Below are 18,151 nucleotides of genomic sequence, written 5' to 3' on the forward strand. Positions count from 1 at the left end.
ATGCATTGGGATCGAGGTAGCGTGCACTTAGTTTCTTTTCTGTCTCAGGCTCTGGTAGAAGTCTGGTCGCTAAGTCTGCAAGTAGACCCTGCTAGTGGCACAAAAGCGATCGCCAATATTAAGTTAAATCCCAGGTGTGCTAATGCTACTTGTGTTGAAGGATTGGGGAGTAGACGAGTCAATAACACTGTCAAGGGATTGAGCAATGCCAGCACCAATACTCCCCCAACAAGCCTAGTGCCAACATAGATAAATCCTAGTCGGCGTCCAACAACGCTGCCTCTGTTCAATGCAGTGAGTAAGGGCATGAGTGTTGTGCCAATATTGGCACCTAGCATTACTGCCAAAGCCGCTTCTAGTGGGAGGGCACCTCCTCCAGCCAAAGCCATAACAATTCCGATTGCGGCGATGCTAGAGACAAATGCTGCTGCCAGCAAGATACCCAGTAATATCAGTACTAAAGGAGACTGGGAGAGTGCCTGCATAATTTCATTCGTAATCGGATTATCGGCAATAGGAGCGCTACTCGCGTCAATCATTGCTAAACCCTGCAATACCAATCCAAAACTGAATACACCACGACCAACATCCCGCAGTGCCTTGCGTTGAGTCAACAGCGCAAACGCTGCCGCTAAACCCAGGAACTCTTGTGCATATTCAGTAATGTGGAACGCCAACAGTTGTACGACCAATGTAGAGCCTACAGCAGCTCCCAGTAGCATGATTACTGCTGCTGCTAAGGGTACTAACTGAGCGCTAACCAGTCCCACCATCACCGAGGCAGTTGCTGTGGAGCTTTGGGTCAGCATAGTTACGATAATCCCTGATATAAAAGCTGCCAGAGGATGCCTCGCCAGCCTCATCATCACCAGCCGCAGACGTGAACCTAATGCCCGCTCCATTGCATCAGTAACTAGTCTCACTCCGTACAGAAGTAGCGTTGAACCTCCAATTAACAGTATCAACACTTGTGTGGGATCTTGAGTCTTCAGCATCAGCACACCTTACTTTGCTAACTTACAAAAAATACAGTAAGTTGGTATACATACTGTATTTAAGGATAAGTTAACTTTTGGTTAAATAAATATGGTACAGGTTAATCTTGAGTGCTAAATATGCCGAAGTTCAAGAAAAACAATATTCTTTGAAAAAGATTCAAACTAATACAAGGATCTCCCAGAAAATCTGCGCTCTCTAAATCACAGAGCTTTACGACAGCCGCCTATGTCGAGACTGCGGCGGGCTTGGGGGCGGCTATTGGCTGTGGTTTATGGCAAAAGCGCGCCGGCTGCTGTAGCTTCTGCTGTGTTGTCCACCGCCAGACCTGCCCAAAGTCCAAAAGCACGATCGCTCATGCCGAAGGTATGTCCAATCAGTGGGTAAACAAACAGCCCAAACGCACCTAATGCTAAAATTGCCGCGATCGCAAACGCTGCATCATCGTCTTCAGCTTCGATTGCTCCTTTACCTATATCAAGCCATGTTGCGCTTGATTAGCACTTAACTCTCAAATTGTGTACTAATTATACGGTAAATCTATCTAATTTATGTGTTTTTTTGGAATCCTAGAATGAGTTAAAGCTAGAGGTACGATTTGGTATTAGTTTTCAATGCGATAACGTATTAACTGCTTTATTGCTGTTATTGGTAATCCTAAAGCTTGAGCGATCGCGGCATCAACTTGAGCAAATTCAGTCACAGGAAACTCAAATTCCATTTCCTTTAAAAGCGAATCAGCAGTGTAAACTTTAACTTCAGTTAACTTTTCTTTGCGTTGAATTACAGCTTCAATAGACATGACAGCTAGTGAAACAGAAAACTGAATTTGATGTTTTAAATCGGAGTGGATTTGGGCAGTTGTGTCATAGGTATAACTCAATACTTGATGCGTTAGCAAACCCGTACTCAACCAAAAAAACAGTCCGATTAAGGGTAGTGGCAGCCAAAACTCTAGTCCTAAGTTAATGAGAAATTGCAACCAACGAGGTCGAGCCATAATACAGAAAAAGTTTGATGATTAATTCATCATAGGAAAGAGAAAAAAGTACAGCGACATGATGAATGAGAATTTTACTTGTAGAGGATGATGTTACTCAGTTACAACCACTACAGGGGGCGCTATCGAAAGTCGGACATATTGTAGACGGTGCTGAAGATGGTGAAACAGCCCAGTGGTTAATACAACAGAGAGACTACGACCTGTTAATTTTAGATTGGATGTTGCCCAAGGTGAGTGGTGTTAGTCTGTGTCAAAAGTATCGTCAAGCAGGAAAAACGGCTCCAGTGCTGATTCTCACAGCTAAAGATGCAATTTTGGATAAAGTATCTGCTTTAGATGTTGGTGCAGATGACTATTTGGTTAAACCCTTTAGTTTGCTCGAACTATTGGCACGAGTACGAGCATTGGGACGCAGAGTGCCACTCTGGCAAGGCGACACGCTAGAGTTAGCCGACTTACAACTTCATCTCAACACTCTAACGTTACAACGCCAGGAAGTTACAGTCCAGTTGTCGGGTCGAGAGTTTCAATTGTTGGAATATTTCTTTCGACATCCCAGTCAGGTACTCACTCATGACCAAATCGAACAAGCACTTTGGGAGTGGAATATACACCCAGATAGTAAAGCAATAACGATGTTAGTGCATCGACTGCGGCAACGCTTACAGATAGTCAAAGCAGAAGATTGGCTACAGACTGTTTACGGAATAGGATACCGATTAGTTGCTCCTGAATCATGCGATCGCTAATCCCTAACATGTTCAACCGCAGTCGGCGTAACCTAGCTCGCTGGTTTACGCTCTCTATGGGAAGTATTCTGGCGATATTTGCAACAATACTTTACTTTTTAGAAGCAAAAGAGCAATTGCGGGCATTTGACCAAGAACTTTACAAGACAACTCAGTTGATGGCGGCTGGCGTTGAAGATGGACTTTACCAAGAACAGCAACGCATTAGTCTCGAAGATGTCCCTATCTTAGGTGGTGAAGCTTTGCCCTTTGACAATAAAATTATTTATGCCCGTTGGTACACTCCCAAAAAGCAACTACTAGAGTTTTTTGGTGTCACTCCATCAGAGCAATTAAATAATCAATTAGGATTTCAAACAATTGAGTTAAGCAATACTCCAGAGGAGCCGCCCCAAGGGGGTGATTGCAATAAACAGCTGCGTCAATTAACAGTTCCTGTTTTTCAGAATAAACAATTAATTGGCTATCTAGAAATAGCTGCTTCTTTAGCGCCTGTTGAAGAAACTTTATGGTCGTTGAGACTGTTTTTAATAGTAGGTGTACCCATTGCTTTAAGCGTAATTGGTTTGACGGGTTGGTTTCTGGGTGGAATGGCCATGCAGCCAATTCGTCAATCCTACGAGCAATTACAGCGCTTCACAGCTGATGCCTCCCACGAGCTAAGGACACCCCTTCAGGCAATTCGGAATCATGCTCAGTTTAGTTTGCTCGAACCAATTGACCCTAATCAACAGCAAAGTTCCCTGGAAAATATTGACCAGATTGCTGAATCAATGGGAATGTTGATTAGTGATTTATTATTCTTAGCTCGAAATGAAGGACAGTTAAAGCCAGAGGCACTTAACCTCGTCAATTTGGTTAGCTGGCTGGGAGCATTAGTAGAGGAATACACTCACTCAGCAAAGATAAAAAACTTAGAATTCACCAGCGAATTTCCTGAACAATTGGTAATGTTGAGAATAAATCCAGATTTAATGCGGCAAGCACTAACAAATCTTCTCAGTAATGCCTGCCGTTACACGCCGTCTGGAGGTAGAGTTTGCTTACGAGCCTTCTTAGAGTCTCGTTGGGTGGTAATTGAAGTACAAGATAGCGGTATTGGGATTCCAGAGGCAGATTTACCGCATATCTTTGAGCGGTTTTATCGAGTAGATAGTGTGCGATCGCGCCATACAGGAGGCTTCGGGTTAGGATTAGCGATCGCACAACAGATTGTCCAAGTACATGGGGGACAAATTAGGGACTTCCAGTAAATAAATTATCCCATTTCATTCCTATCAATACGACTTTCTCTCCCTCTGCAAGAAGTGCCTTCTAAGCGACGGAATATTTTTTTAATTGGAAGTCCCTTATCGCAATCAGCTGTTTGGGTAAAGGCTCTACATTTCAAATCAAGCTACCCTTCATGCCTAAACCCTCACCATAACAAGCAATTAATATTGGGCAAGCAAAGATTTTAATTGTTAGTGAAGGAATTTCTTAGCTTAAGACCGTGCTGTTACTTTCTAGTTACTTTTATCCGGCAATCTGAAAATAAGCGTGAGTTACACATCAGATTGGAGGACTTAACAAATGAATTTCAATCCTATACCCAGTATCGTTTTAACTGGCTTGTTTGCCTTGCTAATTTCTTTTGAGGTGGAAGCGCAGAAAGCACCAAACCAAATTGAGAATTTGCCAAATGCTCGTGTTACTACTATCTCCGGTCAAGTTAGTAAGCTTTTAGATGACGAGTTCATTCTCAACGATGGTAAAGGACAAATCATCGTTGACGCAGAACCTCAGTTAGGACAACCCATTAACCTCTCTGTAGGAGAACAAGTCACCGTAGTTGGCAACTATGACGACAATGAGTTCAAAGCAGTTAGTATTACTCGTGCCAACGGTGAAACTATTCAAATTCATGACGATTAAATTCCGATACTTCAGGTTGTTCCCATGAATCTAATTTTGATTGCTGAAGACTAACCGGCGTTGCTGAATCAAGGAATGATTCTTGTAGGGTGGGCGACACGAGCGCCGCGAAATACAAGGGACGGGCAAGATGCCATACGTGTCTAGCTAGAAATGGCTTCACTGTTGGCTTCATCACCCGCCTAGAACTAAAGTTCCAGGCTAACAGCTCAAGTCATCTAAAGAGACTAAAGATTTTCCGGAATATTTAGTCATCTTTTAGATGACTTTTGCTATGAGCAAGGAACTTCAGTTCCTTGCAGGACATCGGTTTTACGTTAAGTTGACACCAATGGCTTTTCGGCCCATCCCACAAAACTAGCAAAATCATCCCGCTTTCTCTGCAACGCTGACTAATCTTGTTTGCTGTTTTTTTCTCTATCACCAGAATGATGGCTGCTTTTCCAGTCGCAGACATAATGTGAATTTAGTAGGTATAAAACATCAAATAGGGGATGAATGTGGCTGAAGAATTTAAAAAAGGCGATCGCGTTGAATGGAACACTTCACAAGGTAAGACAACTGGCAAAGTTGTAAAGAAGCTCACTTCACCTACAGATATTAAAGAACACCATGTTACTGCAAGTGAAGATAATCCCGAATATTTAGTTGAAAGCGATAAGACAGGAAAACAAGCTGCTCACAAGCCTGATGCTCTGAAGAAAGTAGAGGAGTAATGCTGAGTCATGAGTAAAGATGTTAAAGGGGTGATTGACGAGTTTCATCAAGTTGTCAATATGACACCTAAAGAACTAGAGTCTTGGCTAGATACGGATGAGTCACAAACTGTCGGGCAAAAAGATGGCGACGATGAGTCAATCGGTCATAAATCTGGACGGCGTATCATCGAGCTATTGCAGAAAAAGGATGATTACACCAACGACGATCTTTCGCACATGAAGAAAGTTATTAGTTACGTCCATCGTCATCTTGCACAGCAGCCATCGGGTGATTTGGAAGACACACGCTGGTGCTATTCTTTGAAGAATTGGGGACACGATCCAATTAAGTAAAGTACCTCATAGCCCGCCATTGAGGTGGGCAAATTCCTGCGATCGCCCTAAATACAGTTTTGCGTAAAAGCATAGCATTTTTTATGTAGGGGGATGCATTGGCATTGCAAAAGGATGCATTGGCATTGCAAAAGGATGCATTGGCATTGCAAAAGGATGCATTGGCATTGCAAAAGGATGCATTGGCATTGCAGAGGGATGCATTGGCATTGCAAAAGGATACATTGGCATCGCAAAAGGATACATTGGCATCGCAAAGGGATACATTGGCATCGCAACGTATTGCCAAATTTGATTAGCTACGAATTTCAAATGTTGTACTAACCCAAGTTGCGGGTTATAAATCCTTCGGCGCATTGCTAAAGCAACCTGAGTTCGATAAACCTCTCCCTCCCAACCTCCCTCTCCCACGGGGAAAGGGAGGAGCAACAAGAAATTAGGGTTTTGGCTCCCCTCTCCGACACGGAGAGGGGTTGGGGGAGAGGTCAAAAAAAGCTTGTCGAACTCACGTTAAAGCAGCCGATCGTCCCTCGAAAATAGTCGCTGCGATCGCAGACTCACAAAAAATCAAGAGGTTAACACCCGCGTGGTGCGCAAAACGCAGCACCAGCGTGAAAAGAAAATTATTCTTGCAGACGAGCAATTACACAGTGCATAATTTTAATTTCATTCACAATTCGATCCAGTTCTGTAGAAAGTGGAGTTTGTTCTCGAACGGCTTGTAATGTGGGAGTTAAAGTGTTGGAATTGGTAGCAATTTCTGATAACCGAGCAGTATGTAGCTGTTGGATTTGGTTGTGAATTGCTTCGAGATCGCTATCTAGCGCTGGTAATGGTTGGGGTGAGTGTCCCTGTCCAAGGGCATCTGCTAAGTTTTCCAAAACTTGGACAATGGTATCGGCAAGTCGCTTGAGTTCAGTAAATTGGTACTCGCCGCTAAATTCCCGCAGATGTTCTGCCAAAGTTGTTACCGAACTGAAAAAGCCGCGAATGTATGCCATCAGCGTCATTACAGGTTCGATTTCTCCCTGAATGTGACGAGGTTCGCTGAACAATCGTTGAGCTGCGGCGTTAGCGTTGACGTTCTCTAGTGCAGCTTGGTGGCGTAGCATGTTGATAGAATCAGCGATCGCATTATGTTCTGGATGAAGATAGTTAGCTATTACTTGCTGAAAGTAAGCAAGATTAGCTCGAATTGTCTTTTCTAGTTGTGCAGGAAGTTGCTGTCGTTCCCAAGTAGGGAAAAGCAAATAACTACCAAGTAGTGCTAAGACACCCCCAGCAAAGCTATCGAAGATCCGCAATACTCCAACCTCCCAGCCACCTGCACTAATCATGTTGAGTAGCAAGATGATGGCGGGAGTGAGCAGTATGATGAATATGCTGTAGCTTAACGATCGCACCGACATCGCCACAAATACTAGCAGCAGGAAACAAACTGCGATCGCCAATTGATTCTTAACTAGTAAAATCAAAGCAATGCCAATAATTCCACCTAAAATAGTACCGATGACTCTTTGGACTGTTGTCTGTGACGTTCCGCCAAAGTTGGGTTTGAGTGCAACTAAAGCTGTGAGCGTGATCCAGTAGCCTCTAGGTAGTTGGAATAGCTCGGCAATTAATTCAGCAAAAGTTACGATCAGTGCGAGGCGCAACGCATGACGAAAGAGGACTGAATCAAAAGTGAAGTTATTTCGCAGCGTATCAATGATTGTAGAACGTTCTGGTTGGGCTGGGGGGGAAATATCTCGCTGGGCAATGCTGTTACGCAGTTTTCCTTGGCTTAAATCTGTAACAATCTCTGCATCAGTATGAATTTGCTCTACTAGCTTTGTCAAACTGGCTGTAATTTTCCCAAGGTTGAGGAGATCGGAATAATCATCTGTTTGAGCATTGATGGTTTGATTCAGGACTTGCGATCGCAGAACTTGCCTTTGGTGTTCTAATGCTTCAAGACTCCGATCGAGATCCCCTAAGTGAGGTGAGTTTTTTCCTTTGGCGATTGCTTCTGATAACATTTGCAGAGCAATTGCTGACTGTTCTATCACTTGCTGAATTTCTGGTTGTAACCGAGAAAATAATTGATGTTCCGATGCGATCGCTAATAGTTCGTTCAGTGCGACAACAGAATTAACAATTTGATTTACATCCTCGATTAATACGAGTAACTGATTTCCTCGTAAGTTAGCTCCTCTTTGCCTAGTCCAGATCGTTGTCCAGACGCTACGGGCAGATGTCAAGTTTTGAATAACTGTATCCTGAGCTTGCAAAAATCGCTGTTCCCACTCCTGACGATCCTTTGGATTTAATGCCCTGTGGCCTGCTAAGTCCACAAAATTGCTTAATGAGAAATAACAGTTAGCAACTATCTGCATTGCAGGTACATAAGGACGCACCACCCACAGTCCTAATGACAAGACAGTTGTCCATGTTCCACCAGCTAGACATAGCGCACAGTGTTGAATAAGAGTAGGCAAATTAGAAAATGAAGCGAATCTAGCCAGCGCAATCACAAACATGATCGAAGTAACCAAGCTGACAGATGCAGCCACGTTTCCATAGAGATTTGCTAAACCTGCGATAAATATTACCAAGAATGTGGTCGGGACAGCTAACCAGAGATGACTGCTAACCAGACTTGCGATTAGGAACATCACAGTTACCCCAATCGTAGCTGCGATCATCGCGATCGCTCGCTGACGGTAGGCTCCGTCAACATTTACCATCCCAACAAACCAAGCTGCCATAGTGGCGATCGCACTTTCAGCAGTATGACCTGTAATGATGCCAATTCCAATCGGGACACCCAGTACAAAAAGGCTACGCAAACCAGTGGAAAGGGCGGGCTTACCTGGCTGGAGTTGAAACTGCTGCAACAACCAACTAAGAGGACGTTTATCTGTAAATGACATTATCAGACTGGCGATTATAACAAAGCGCGATCGCTTCTTAAAGCATTTTAGCCAGATATAACAGCGTGGCGGATGTCTGTAATATGTCTTTTGAGGTGATTGAGTTGCTTAATTTTTACTATGACTAGTTTAAAACATTAGAGATAATGACTTAAACCATCTAGTAAACCTTCGGCAGTATACTGCAATCCGGTTGAATGGGGTGAATGAGAATTATTCAATGCCCATGCCAATTTACTTTCTATAAAAGCTGTAGGATTTATTTCAGAAACAATGTTTCTTTTTTCTTCATTAGATAATCCATAATTATTCCAGAACAATATCTTCTCTAAAGAAACTAAAGCTTGATAGGACTCATTTGGATTAAATTCAGAAGAGGAATTTTGAATAATATCTAGTAGTGCTAAAAGTCCGGTTCTTGATGAAGATTTACCTATAGTAAATAATAAACTACTCTTCGATCTATTTGAATCAATAATCTCTCTTTTTAGGAATTCTACAATTTCTGCCTCTTCGCTCTCAGTTAAATTTATAGTTATTAACTCCTTTTTGATTAAACTATCATATCTACTCAGTCTTTCATCTAGTGGTAACTGCCAAGAATTAATTTCTAGGATGAATGATATATCAGTAATTGCATTACTGCGTACACGTTCGTCGTCTGATTTTATATTTACAAAAAGTTCGTTAATTAAATGATTCATAGCTTTAAGCTGATTAATCCCAATTTTTCCCATTCCCGCTTCAGGAAGGGGGTTAGGGGGTTAGGTCTATTAACCGATAAAAAACCAGTCAAACTAAATTAACCCTTGAAGAGTGAAAGTAAAATAAAATTATCCTCCACTTAAACCCCATCATGGCTATCCCAGAACTCGAACAACAACTCCTTCAGCTTTCCCCCAACGATAAACTGTATATTATCCAATTCCTTGCCCAAAACCTGATCGCACACAATACCCACCCAGACCAACCCACCAAACTTCCACGATTCTTCCGTCAATCCCCCTTGGCTGAACTCACCAAAGAACTCGACCTTAGCCGAGGCTTGACATTGCTAAAAACCCTGATTGAGTCCCTAGAACCAGAAACCCAAATTGAAACTCCAGAATATCCTTTGACTAAATTCTATGGGTGTATTCAAGATAAAACATTCTTTCGCCATTCCCAAGGACAACAAGAACGCGAACCCATCCTGTGAAATTTCTGCTAGATATTAACACTTGCATTATCTATATGCGTGGTAAAAATTTCACCTTAAAACAGAAATTAGAAACCACTGCTACTAAAGATATTGCCGTTTGCTCAATCGTCAAAGCTGAATTATTTTATGGCGCAATGAAAAGTGCCAACCCAGAACGCAATCTTACCTTACAGCAAGAATTTTTAGCTCAATTTATATCACTACCGTTTGACGATCTTGCAGCAATGACATTTAGAATAATTCGATCTCAGCTAGAAGCATTAGGCACTCCAATTGGAGCTTATGATTTACAAATTGCTGCGATCGCACAGACAAATCACTTAAGCCTTGTTACCCATAACACCAGAGAATTTAAGCGGATTAATAACTTACTGATTGAAGATTGGGAGATAGATAATTGACAAATGACTGGCTAGAAAACATTATCTCACAACTTTCCGCACTCGTTCTCTTGTATTACTACTGGTATAAAATTATTCAAACTTACTGTTATATTACCATATACTCATACACGATTTTGTAAGTGCGATTGACAAAGATAAGTCTGTAACCAAAGCGATTAAACTATGGCGCATTTACTGAGAATGGCTTCCAGCCCATTCTGTACCTGCTCTTCTTGGCGCTTTTGGTAAATCCACATCTTTTCAGCTAGAGTTTTGTTGTAAGCCTTTTTCTGGTGTTCGAGGAGATTTTCGTAAAGTGCGATCGCTTGTGCGATTCTAGCAAAACGTTTTAGTCAATTCTGGGAAGTTTCGGTTAGGAGGAAAAAAGTCATTGTTGACATTATCAAAAAAAACCGAAAACAGTTATAAATATATCTTGGGTGAAAAAGTACTTAAGTTCTGTGCTAAATCTATCTTTGTCTGTAGAGGAATTTGGGTATGCCAAGACGCAAGCGCGGAGTTATACTCACTTCTGTTGGTTTACAGAAGTTTGAGGAAGCAAGGCACAAGTTTGAGTTTCGAGATAATTTTGGCAAGAGATTTACTCTTGAAGAGTTAAGCTACCGCACTAACTTAGATCCTCTAACAATTAGAAAAGTTTTGAACCGTAGGAAGGGAGTTGACAAGCGAACACTTGAGGCTCTCTTTCTTGGTTTTGATAGCTCTCTATGCGAAGGCTACTATTCAACCTCAGATTCCAATGGCCGTCAAGATTGGGGGGAAGCTGTTTCTGTCTTAGCATTTTACGGACGTACAGAAGAACTCAGTACTCTGGATGAGTGGCTGCTGAAGGATTCGTGTCGATTAGTTACCATTCTCGGAATGGGTGGAGTCGGAAAAACTTCTCTGTCGATTAAATTGGCAGAACTAATGCAAGACAAATTTGATTGTATTGTCTGGCGATCGCTGTATGACGCTCCACCTATTGATACATTCTTGGCTAGTATTATTCAGTTTCTGTCTGATGAGCAAGAAACTGAGGCAGAATTGCCGGAAAGCGTTAGTGATAAGATTTCTCAGTTGCTTAACTACTTTAAGGAAATGCGCTGCTTGGTCGTGTTCGATAATGTAGATGCTGTATTACGTGGTGGGAGTCGAGCAGGACAATATAGCCTTGGATACGAGCAGTATGGCGAACTCCTCAAACGAGTAGGTAAATCAGACCATCAGAGTTGCTTGCTACTGACAACGCGAGAAAAACCGAAAGAGATCGCCTCTCTAGAAGGAGAAGCCTTGCCAGTGCGAACTTTGCGATTGGGTGGACTAAAAGAAGGAGAGGGAGAGGAAATTCTTAAGAGTAAAAGGCTTAAGGGTTCAGAAACTCAATTCAGCGCACTGGTTACACGCTATGGAGGCAATGCCTTAGCCTTAAAAATTGTCGCAACTACAATTCAAGATTTATTTGATGGTTATATTTGTGAGTTTTTAAAAGAAGAAACCACCGTATTTGGAGATCTTCGCGATTTATTAGAGCAGCAATTTGAGCGTTTATCTGATGAGGGAAAGCATGTAATGTACTGGCTAGCGATTAATCGGGAGCCAGTGAACCTCTCCAAGTTACGAGAAGATTTAGTATCGCCTTTTCCCCAACTGAATTTAGTTGAAACGCTGGAATCTTTGGGAAGGCGATCGCTTATTGAACGACATACAACTTGCTTCACTCTACAGCCAGTCGTCATGGAGTACGTGACAAGTCGCTTGGTTGAGCAAGTTTGTGAGGAGATTGCAAAGCAGGAGTTTTCTCTTTTTAGAAGCCATGCCTTGATCAAAGCTACTGCCAAAGACTATGTAAGAGAGACTCAAATTCGTCTGATTCTCTATCCCCTGATTAACCGATTAATTCCACTGTTGCAAGGTAAAAAAAACTTGGAATATGAACTGACTCAAATCTTACTCAAGCAGCGAGAGAAATCACCCTTGGAGCCGGGATATGTAGCAGGTAATATTCTTAACTTACTCAATCAACTAGAAACTAATTTAACGGGCTATGATTTCTCTGGTTTAACCATTTGGCAAGCCGACCCTGCGAGATGTAAATTTGCAAAATACGAATTTTGCCTATGCAAATCTAGCGAGGTGTACCTTTACTGAAACCTTTGGCGCTATTCATGCGGTAGCCTTTAGTCCTGATGGAGAACTTCTGGCCATAGGTGACAGTAACGGAGAAATTCATCTGTACCAAGTTAGCGATGTGCAACCAGTCTTGATCTGCACGCGACACAAAAGTTGGGTAACATCACTGACGTTCAGCCCTGATGGTAATATTCTCGCTAGCGGTAGCACAGATTACACAATAAAGCTATGGGATGTTAGTACTGGTCAGTGCCTTCGCACCTTAGAAGGGCATACAAATGAGGTTTGGTCGGTTGCATTTAGCCAAGATAATTGCACATTAGCAAGTGGCAGCGATGACTGCACCGTGAAGTTATGGAATAGTAGTACTGGAGAATGCTGCAAAACACTTGAGGGACATTTGAGTTGGGTACTCTCTGTTGTCTTTAGGGGAGATACTCAACTGTTGAGTGGCAGTGACGATCGCACCGTTAAATTGTGGGATATCAACACTGGAGAGTGCATTCAAACGTTTCAAAAGCATCATAATAGTGGAATCCGGTCAATTACCCCCAGTCCAGATGGTCAGATACTGGCAAGTGGCAGCGAGGATCAAACTATTAGGCTATGGAAAACTCAAACGGGTGAATGTCTCAAAACACTTCTGGGGCATTCAAATCGAGTTTTTTCAGTGGACTTCAGCCCGCAAGGCGACATTTTGGCTAGCGGCGGGCACGATCATCACGTAAAGTTATGGGATGTCGATACGGGTGAATGTTTCAAAACGCTTCAAGGACATTTCAGTTGGGTCTTTGCAGTTGCCTTTAGTCCCCAAGGTAAGTTTCTGGCTAGCGGCGGCCACGATCAAACCGTGAAGCTATGGAGTGTCGAGACAGGTGAATGCCTCAAGACCCTACAAGGATATACCAATCAAATACTCTCTGTTAGCTTTAGTCCTGTTAGTGCTAGTTTGTCAAGCATTAGTCAAATTTTTGCTAGTAGCAGCCGCGATCGCACTGTGAGGTTATGGGATGCCGCAACTGGTGAATGCCTCCAAGTGTTAAAAGGACATTCCAACTCGGTTCATTCAGTTATCTTTAATCATCAAGGAAATATCCTAGTCAGCAGTAGTGTAGATAAAACACTAAAAATATGGGATGTTTCTTCAGGTCAAACCTTAAAAACTTTACAGGGACATCGCGCCGCAGTTTTATCGATTGCCTTTAGTCCAGACAGCCAAATTATAGCAAGTGGCAGTGAAGACTGTACTATAAAACTATGGGACGTGCGTTCGGGTCGAACCTTAAGAACCTTACAGGGACATAACGCTGCGGTTTGGTCAGTTGCTTTCATCTCTCAAGGCGAGATATTGGCAAGTGGCTCCTGGGATCAAACGATCAAGTTGTGGGATATTCAGACGGGTGATTGCCTCAAAACATTGGCAGGACACACGAGTTGGATTTGGGCAATTGCGATCGCTCCCGGTGGTAATATCTTGGCAAGTGCTAGTCCAGATCGAACAATCAGGTTGTGGAATCCAGACACGGGCGAGTGCCTCAAAGTTTTACAAGCAGATACAAACTGGTTGCAATCCATCGCCTTTAGCCCTGATGGCAAAATACTGGCTAGCACGAGTCACGATCTGACAATCAAGTTGTGGGATGTCTCTACAGGTGAGTGTCTGAAAGTTTTGCACGGACATACAGGCTTGGTTTGGTCGGTTGCTTTTAGTCCAGACAACCAAACCTTAGTTAGTGGCGGTGACGATGAAACGATTAGGGTGTTGCATAATTAAGGGATGAACTGTCCTAATTGTGCATCTACTCATATACGTAAGAACGGGCATCGTCGTGGTAAGCAGAACTACATCTGTGTGCGATGCGATCGCCAATTTGTAGAATCATATTCAAAGCGAGGTTATTCAGATGAAATTAAGAGACAATGTTTGACAATGTATGTTAATGGTACAGGTTTTCGAGCAATTGAGCGACAAACAGGAGTTAACCATAATACGGTAATTCAATGGGTGAAACAAGCCGCAGACCCCTTACCTGATGCACCGCCGAGTATTGAAATTCCTGAAGTAACCCAAGTGGATGAATTGGAAACTTTTGTTGGTAAAAAAAAACAAGAAATGGATTTGGACGGCAGTAAATAAAAGCTATTCGGGAATTCTCGCCTGGGTATTAGGAGACCGTAGTGCAAAAACCTTTGAAAAGTTATGGAAGATTATCAAGTGTTGGAGAAGCTATTTTTATGTAACAGATGGATACCCGGTTTATCCATGTTTTATTGATCATGGAGATCATATTGTTAAGAAAACATATATGACGAGAGTTGAAGGAGAAAATACAAGATTAAGACATTATTTGGCTCGCCTCCATCGTAAGACTTTGTGTTATTCCAAATCAGAGGAAATGCTTAGGCTTTCAATTAAATTATTACTTCATTACCTCCATGACGGTTTTGTCACCCTTTAAGCCTAATTCATCCCGCAAATATGCAACACCACGATTAGACTTTGGGATATCGTAACAGGCAAATGCTTAAAAACCATGAGAGCAAGTAAGCCCTATGAGCAAATGAATATTTTCGGAGTTAAAGGTTTAACTGAGGCGACAACTGCCACGTTGACCTCTTTAGGAGCAGTTATCTAAATTCCAATCATTAGCCTAGTAGTCTGCCAACCCAAAAATGCGCTTGTGAGGACTGGGGAAAGGGGAAAGGGGAAAGGGGAAAGGGAAAAGGTTTTAAATCCGAATGGCACACTTGTAAAGCTCGAAAGCTTGTGTAGCCTCGTTCCCAGCCTGGAGGCTTGAGAATGTATTCCCAGAGGCTCTGCCTCTGGTCAAGAAAGAGGAGGCGAAGCCTCCCAGAATGGATTCCCAGCCTGGAGGCTCTTAACCAGTTAGGGCAAGGGCTGTGTCTTAACAAGCGTGCCATTCGTTTTAAATCCCTTACCCTTTACCCTTTTCCCTTTCCCCTTTTCCCTTTCCCCAGCCCTCACCCAGCTTTCGTCGGCTTGATAGACCACTAACTCACTGAGACATAACTGTTCGGACTGCTTCAAGGGTGCAATCGATGTCTGCTTCGGTATGAGCTAAAGAAGTAAATCCAGCTTCAAATTGAGATGGAGCTAAATAAATTCCATGTTCCAACATACCGCGATGGAAGCTAGCAAATTTACTTAAGTCAGACTTTTTGGCATCTTCATAATTGCGAACTGGGCTTTCGTTAAAGAAGAAACCAAACATGCCGTTAATGTGACCGCCGCAGGCCGCGTGACCTGTTTGTTTAGCAATTTCGAGTATCCCATTTGTGAGTCGCTTTGTAAGGCGATGGAGATACTCGTAAGTTCCAGGCCGTTGCAACAACTCTAGCGTCTTAATTCCTGCCGTCATTGCCAGTGGATTGCCCGAAAGCGTTCCGGCTTGATACACGTTTCCGGCTGGAGCAACCATCGACATAATTTCTTGGCGACCGCCATAAGCGCCTACGGGTAAACCGCCACCGATGACCTTACCTAAGGTAGTCAAGTCAGGAATGACACCAAATTTTCCTGCGCTCCACCGTAAGCGATGCGAAAGCCCGTCATCACTTCATCAAATACCAGCAGCGCTCCATACTCCTGCGTCAGTTTTCGCAACCTTCAAGAAAACCCGCAGCAGGTGGATAAAACCTGCATTTCCAACCACAGGTTCAACAATGACACCAGCAATTTCATCGGGATTTTGCTCGAATAATACTCTTACTGCTTCTAAATCGTTGAAAGGAGCCGTCAGCGTGTTGCTAGTTACGGATTTGGGCACGCCAGGAGAATCCGGCAAGCCAAGGGTGGCAATGCCAGAGCCAGCCTTCACAAGAAACATATCGGCGTGTCCGTGGTAGCAGCCTTCAAACTTGATTACTTCTCCCGCCCCGTAAAAGCTCGCATCAGACGAAGCACAGCCATACAAGCTTCTGTGCCGGAGTTGACAAAACGCACCATTTCGATACTGGGAACAGCATCGATTACCATCTGTGCCAGTACATTTTCTAGATAACAGGCGCACCAAAGCTAGTTCCTTTTTCCAAGGCATCGTGGAGAGCAGCAATAACTTCAGGATGAGCGTGACCGCAGATAGCAGGCCCCCAACTGCCGACATAATCGATATATTGATTGCCATCCACATCCCAGATGTAAGCATCCTTGACGCGATCGAACACAATCGGCTGTCCGCCAACAGATTTGAAAGCCCGCACGGGAGAACTGACTCCTCCTGGCATTAGTTTTTGGGCAGCAGCAAAGATTTCCTTTGATTTAGTAATTTTTAACTGAGTCGTTGCAATCATAATTTTTGCTCCTGAGATATTTGACTGCGTTCTAAAGTTAATCGATTACCTTTTGTGGATAATGCGATCGCAAAGAGCGAGAATCTAATTATTAAAAGTGACAATCAAAACGTGCAGATATTATTTCAATTCGAGCATGACTTCATTGCGTCTGAATGCGGGCAAGATGAAGGGAGAGTCATAAAAAGCATAAATCGGTTTACCTTTTGTCTCGATACCTTGCCGAGCAAGAAAAGCATATAATTTGGCTTCCTTTTCTTTCAATTGTTCATCCCCAGCTAAACCAGAGAAACGGATTGCTGCTACTTTGTTGCTGGAACTTCTTTGATAGCAATGCGAGAATCTTTTGGTTTTGGCAGCGTTGCCAGGGTGTATTCTGAGGGCATTACGAACTGTACCGCCCAAGTGCTTGTAGCAATATTTTCTCCCGCTTGTTGTTGAATGACGGGCGCAGTCATGGCGATTTTTTCACTTGGCTGGGATTGCGTAACGGGCGCGGTCATGGCAATTTTTGTTACAGATGTGTTTTCACCAAATATGTAAGCGGCAAGAATCGAAAATGCAGCTTTGTTTGCTCGATCTCTTTGGGGCTTCAATGACTGTTTCGGCAACAATTTTTGGCTCGTATTGCCGGATTTCAATATCATCATAGGATTGCAATACGCAATATTTTGGTTCTTCGGTTTGACTCATCAGACTTCCACAAATAATTAAAATTAATGCGTTTCTTACTTTCCCACTTCTTGTACTAACCGTCCATCTTCCATGTGGATAATGCGATCGGCAATATCAAGAATTCGATTATCGTGAGTGACGAGTAAAATGGTGCAACCCTGCTCTTTAGCTAAACGCTGCATGATATCTACAACATCGCGACCCTGATTTTTTATCGAGAGCAGCAGTAGGTTCGTCAGCAAGAACAATTTTAGGATGGCTGACTAGGGCACGAGCGATCGCAACTCGCTGCTTTTGCCCTCCAGAGAGACTGTCTGGATAATAATCGATGCGATCGCCCAAACCAACACTTTTGAGAGTATCCGTCGCCAGCCGATCCATATCTTGCTTTAGATACTCATCATGCAGTTCTAAAGACATTCGGACATTCTGCTTGGCAGTTAAGAAAGTCAATAAATTGTGTGCCTGAAAAATATAACCAATCTGCCGCCGCACTTCCATCAATTGCCGCTTACTAGCTCCACACATTTCCTGTCCCAAAACTTTCAAGTTGCCTTCTTTTGCGGCTCTCAATCCACCTATTAGTGTTAGTAAAGTGGTTTTACCAGAACCAGATGGGCCAGTCATAATCACGATCTCTCCAGAATAAATGTCGAGGTTAATATCAAACAAGACTTGCTTGCAGAGTTGTCCCTGACCGAAGTAGTAATCGAGATGGCAAACTGAAATAACTGGTTGTTGGGAAGTATTTTGAACTTTGAGTTTTGAGCTTTGAGTTACGAGACTAATTTCTTGCAGCATGAGAGTTCAACTGTAAATTTG

At 42.9% G+C, this 18,151-nt stretch carries 16 protein-coding genes and 5 pseudogenes; 10 read left to right on the forward strand and 11 right to left on the reverse strand.

What is annotated here, in order from left to right; all coding sequences use genetic code 11:
- Window positions 1-44: 44 nt before the first annotated feature.
- The 3 genes from NSTCB13_RS00240 to NSTCB13_RS00250 all read right to left on the reverse strand — a co-directional run bounded on the left by NSTCB13_RS00240 (window position 45) and on the right by NSTCB13_RS00250 (window position 1,996).
- A complete protein-coding gene (locus NSTCB13_RS00240) occupies window positions 45-995 on the reverse strand; it encodes a Na/Pi cotransporter family protein (RefSeq protein WP_448270954.1) in 951 nt (316 codons plus the stop codon).
- A gap of 273 nt (window positions 996-1,268) precedes the next feature.
- On the reverse strand, window positions 1,269-1,472 hold the full coding sequence (locus tag NSTCB13_RS00245; RefSeq protein ID WP_448270313.1) for a putative sulfate exporter family transporter: 204 nt from the start codon (window positions 1,470-1,472) through the stop codon (window positions 1,269-1,271).
- A 128-nt stretch (window positions 1,473-1,600) separates the two neighbouring features.
- The gene (locus NSTCB13_RS00250; RefSeq protein WP_448270956.1) at window positions 1,601-1,996 is read right to left on the reverse strand and encodes a hypothetical protein; all 396 of its coding nucleotides are present in this window, start codon (window positions 1,994-1,996) and stop codon (window positions 1,601-1,603) included.
- Between the two features lie 65 nt (window positions 1,997-2,061).
- Here NSTCB13_RS00250 and NSTCB13_RS00255 point away from each other — a divergent pair, with 65 nt between their 5' ends.
- From NSTCB13_RS00255 to NSTCB13_RS00265, 3 genes are all read left to right on the forward strand, one after another.
- On the forward strand, window positions 2,062-2,748 hold the full coding sequence (locus tag NSTCB13_RS00255) for a response regulator transcription factor (protein WP_448270958.1): 687 nt from the start codon (window positions 2,062-2,064) through the stop codon (window positions 2,746-2,748).
- Window positions 2,736-4,001, forward strand: coding sequence for a sensor histidine kinase (locus NSTCB13_RS00260; protein ID WP_448270959.1), 1,266 nt, complete (start codon window positions 2,736-2,738; stop codon window positions 3,999-4,001). Before NSTCB13_RS00255 ends, NSTCB13_RS00260 begins: the two co-directional genes overlap by 13 nt.
- 319 nt (window positions 4,002-4,320) lie before the next feature.
- Window positions 4,321-4,662, forward strand: coding sequence for a DNA-binding protein (locus NSTCB13_RS00265; RefSeq protein ID WP_448270961.1), 342 nt, complete (start codon window positions 4,321-4,323; stop codon window positions 4,660-4,662).
- Here the strand turns inward: NSTCB13_RS00265 and NSTCB13_RS00270 are convergent.
- Together NSTCB13_RS00270 and NSTCB13_RS00275 are read right to left on the reverse strand one after the other, a co-directional pair.
- Window positions 4,640-4,840: a hypothetical protein gene (locus tag NSTCB13_RS00270; RefSeq protein ID WP_448270963.1), complete on the reverse strand. Its 201-nt coding sequence runs from the start codon at window positions 4,838-4,840 to the stop codon at window positions 4,640-4,642. The genes NSTCB13_RS00265 and NSTCB13_RS00270 overlap by 23 nt on opposite strands.
- A gap of 69 nt (window positions 4,841-4,909) precedes the next feature.
- Window positions 4,910-5,119, reverse strand: coding sequence for a hypothetical protein (locus NSTCB13_RS00275; RefSeq protein WP_448270965.1), 210 nt, complete (start codon window positions 5,117-5,119; stop codon window positions 4,910-4,912).
- Window positions 5,120-5,162: 43 nt separating this feature from the next.
- Between NSTCB13_RS00275 and NSTCB13_RS00280 the strand changes: the two genes are divergently transcribed.
- The 3 genes from NSTCB13_RS00280 to NSTCB13_RS00290 all read left to right on the forward strand — a co-directional run bounded on the left by NSTCB13_RS00280 (window position 5,163) and on the right by NSTCB13_RS00290 (window position 6,013).
- Window positions 5,163-5,378 (forward strand): hypervirulence associated TUDOR domain-containing protein, encoded by a 216-nt coding sequence (locus tag NSTCB13_RS00280; protein WP_445632034.1) that lies wholly within the window; start codon window positions 5,163-5,165, stop codon window positions 5,376-5,378.
- A 9-nt stretch (window positions 5,379-5,387) separates the two neighbouring features.
- Entirely contained in the window at window positions 5,388-5,714 is a 327-nt protein-coding gene (locus NSTCB13_RS00285; RefSeq protein WP_445630107.1) for a DUF3140 domain-containing protein, read from the forward strand.
- 98 nt (window positions 5,715-5,812) lie between these two features.
- The gene (locus tag NSTCB13_RS00290) at window positions 5,813-6,013 is read left to right on the forward strand and encodes a hypothetical protein (protein WP_448268308.1); all 201 of its coding nucleotides are present in this window, start codon (window positions 5,813-5,815) and stop codon (window positions 6,011-6,013) included.
- Between the two features lie 324 nt (window positions 6,014-6,337).
- On the opposite strand, the gene NSTCB13_RS00295 is transcribed toward NSTCB13_RS00290, so the two are convergent.
- Together NSTCB13_RS00295 and NSTCB13_RS00300 are read right to left on the reverse strand one after the other, a co-directional pair.
- Window positions 6,338-8,626: an FUSC family protein gene (locus NSTCB13_RS00295; protein ID WP_448270967.1), complete on the reverse strand. Its 2,289-nt coding sequence runs from the start codon at window positions 8,624-8,626 to the stop codon at window positions 6,338-6,340.
- Window positions 8,627-8,763: 137 nt separating this feature from the next.
- The gene (locus tag NSTCB13_RS00300) at window positions 8,764-9,363 is read right to left on the reverse strand and encodes a hypothetical protein (RefSeq protein WP_448270969.1); all 600 of its coding nucleotides are present in this window, start codon (window positions 9,361-9,363) and stop codon (window positions 8,764-8,766) included.
- A 119-nt stretch (window positions 9,364-9,482) separates the two neighbouring features.
- Here NSTCB13_RS00300 and NSTCB13_RS00305 point away from each other — a divergent pair, with 119 nt between their 5' ends.
- The 4 genes and pseudogenes from NSTCB13_RS00305 to NSTCB13_RS00320 form a co-directional block, all read left to right on the forward strand.
- Window positions 9,483-9,824 (forward strand): hypothetical protein, encoded by a 342-nt coding sequence (locus tag NSTCB13_RS00305; protein ID WP_448270971.1) that lies wholly within the window; start codon window positions 9,483-9,485, stop codon window positions 9,822-9,824.
- Window positions 9,821-10,228 carry a type II toxin-antitoxin system tRNA(fMet)-specific endonuclease VapC gene (gene vapC / locus NSTCB13_RS00310; RefSeq protein ID WP_448270973.1) on the forward strand — a complete coding sequence of 136 codons (408 nt, stop codon included), beginning with the start codon at window positions 9,821-9,823 and terminating at the stop codon, window positions 10,226-10,228. The genes NSTCB13_RS00305 and vapC overlap by 4 nt, the downstream gene beginning before the upstream one ends.
- A gap of 480 nt (window positions 10,229-10,708) precedes the next feature.
- Window positions 10,709-14,105, forward strand: a pseudogene (locus tag NSTCB13_RS00315) (WD40 domain-containing protein); the annotation flags it as partial.
- Window positions 14,106-14,120: 15 nt separating this feature from the next.
- Window positions 14,121-14,688, forward strand: a pseudogene (locus NSTCB13_RS00320) (IS1 family transposase); the annotation flags it as partial.
- Window positions 14,689-15,360: 672 nt separating this feature from the next.
- On the opposite strand, the pseudogene NSTCB13_RS00325 reads toward NSTCB13_RS00320, so the two are convergent.
- From NSTCB13_RS00325 to NSTCB13_RS00340, 4 genes and pseudogenes are all read right to left on the reverse strand, one after another.
- A pseudogene (locus NSTCB13_RS00325) lies at window positions 15,361-16,467 on the reverse strand (aminotransferase class III-fold pyridoxal phosphate-dependent enzyme).
- Window positions 16,358-16,654, reverse strand: a complete 297-nt coding sequence (locus tag NSTCB13_RS00330; RefSeq protein WP_448270975.1) for an aminotransferase class III-fold pyridoxal phosphate-dependent enzyme — start codon at window positions 16,652-16,654, stop codon at window positions 16,358-16,360. The pseudogene NSTCB13_RS00325 and the gene NSTCB13_RS00330 overlap by 110 nt, the downstream one beginning before the upstream one ends.
- Window positions 16,655-16,774: 120 nt before the next feature.
- Window positions 16,775-17,304 (reverse strand): annotated as a pseudogene (locus tag NSTCB13_RS00335) (SOUL family heme-binding protein).
- Window positions 17,305-17,382: 78 nt separating this feature from the next.
- A pseudogene (locus NSTCB13_RS00340) lies at window positions 17,383-18,130 on the reverse strand (DevA family ABC transporter ATP-binding protein).
- Window positions 18,131-18,151: the final 21 nt, after the last annotated feature.

The sequence above is a fragment of the Nostoc sp. DSM 114160 genome, assembly GCF_053470305.1.